This window comes from Acidisphaera rubrifaciens HS-AP3 (assembly GCF_000964365.1).
Classification (GTDB): domain Bacteria; phylum Pseudomonadota; class Alphaproteobacteria; order Acetobacterales; family Acetobacteraceae; genus Acidisphaera; species Acidisphaera rubrifaciens.
Genome location: NZ_BANB01000202.1, coordinates 1 through 1,197, shown reverse-complemented (window position 1 = coordinate 1,197; position 1,197 = coordinate 1). Strand labels below are relative to the sequence as shown.

The following is a 1,197-nucleotide window of genomic DNA, read 5'->3' as shown; positions in this document are numbered from 1 at the left end:
GGGCGGAGCGGCTGGCCGAGGCGGCGGCCGGTTTCGGCGCCGGGCGGGTGCTGATCCAGCCGACCGACGTCGCGGACCCCGATGCGGTGGCGGCGCTGATCGATGCGACCATCGACGCCTATGGCGGCATCGACGTGCTGGTGAACAATGCCGGCACCGCCGCCTTCGGCAGCTTCACCGACATGCCGATCGACACCTGGCGGGAGACGATGGCGGTAAACGTGGACGGCGTCGTCCATGCCTGCCGCGCGGCCCTGCCGCATCTGATCGCCCAGGGCGGGGCGATCATCAACGTGGCGTCCGTCTCCGGCCTCGCCGGCGACTGGGGGCTGGCGTTCTACAATGCGTCCAAGGGCGCGGTCGTGAACCTCACGCGCGCCCTCGCGCTCGAATACGGCGCCCGCGGCGTGCGCGTGAACGCGGTCTGCCCGTCGCTGACGCGGACGGAGATGGCGGCGGGCATCACCGAGAACCCGGCGCTCGTCGCCCGCTTCGCCGACCGCATCGCGCTCGGCCGCCCGGCGGAGCCGGACGATGTCGCGGGGGTGATCGCCTTCCTCGCCAGCGACGACGCCCGCTATGTGACGGGCGTCAACCTGCCGGTGGACGGCGGTCTCAGCGCGTCGAACGGCCAGCCGCGCATCGGCGGCTGATCGCCGCTCAGACCCGCCGCAGCCCGAGCGACAGCGCGATCGCCCCCAGCGCCGCGGCGGCACCGGCGAGGAAGACCGCCGGATAGCCGAACGCGGCGGCGACCACGCCGCACACCGGCCCGGACGTGCCGATGGCGATGTCGAAGAACGCGATGTAGGCGCCCACCGCGAGGCCGCGCGCCTCCGGCGGGGCGCGCCGCATCGCCTCCACGCCCATGCCGGGGAAGACCAGCGAAAAGCCGATGCCCGTCAGCAGCGCGCCCGCGAGCGCGACCCATGACGTGGGCGCCGCCCACATGACGACCTGCCCCGCCGCCTCGATGAGCAGCGACCATGCGGTGACGACACGGCCGCCGATCCGGTCCGGCAGATGCGCGAGGAACAGGCGCACGAGGATGTAGCCGCCGCCGAAGCCCACGAACGCATAGCCCGCGCCGTGCCAGCCGCGCGCCGCGAAGTCGAGCGTGACGAAGGCGGTCAGCGCGCCGACCGCGACGGTGCCGAGGGCCAGCGCGGCCCCCGGCTGCCACACCCGCCCGATGAC

At 74.1% G+C, this 1,197-nt stretch carries 2 protein-coding genes; one reads left to right on the top strand and one right to left on the bottom strand.

Translation table 11 applies throughout. From position 1 onward, the window contains the following. On the top strand, window positions 1-653 hold a 653-nt coding region (locus tag B8460_RS07120), incomplete at its 5' end, for a meso-2,3-butanediol dehydrogenase (protein ID WP_048860890.1). A gap of 7 nt (window positions 654-660) precedes the next feature. Here B8460_RS07120 and B8460_RS07115 read toward each other — a convergent pair. Continuing rightward, window positions 661-1,197 (bottom strand): MFS transporter (locus B8460_RS07115; RefSeq protein ID WP_048860889.1); only part of this gene is annotated, 537 nt, incomplete at its 5' end.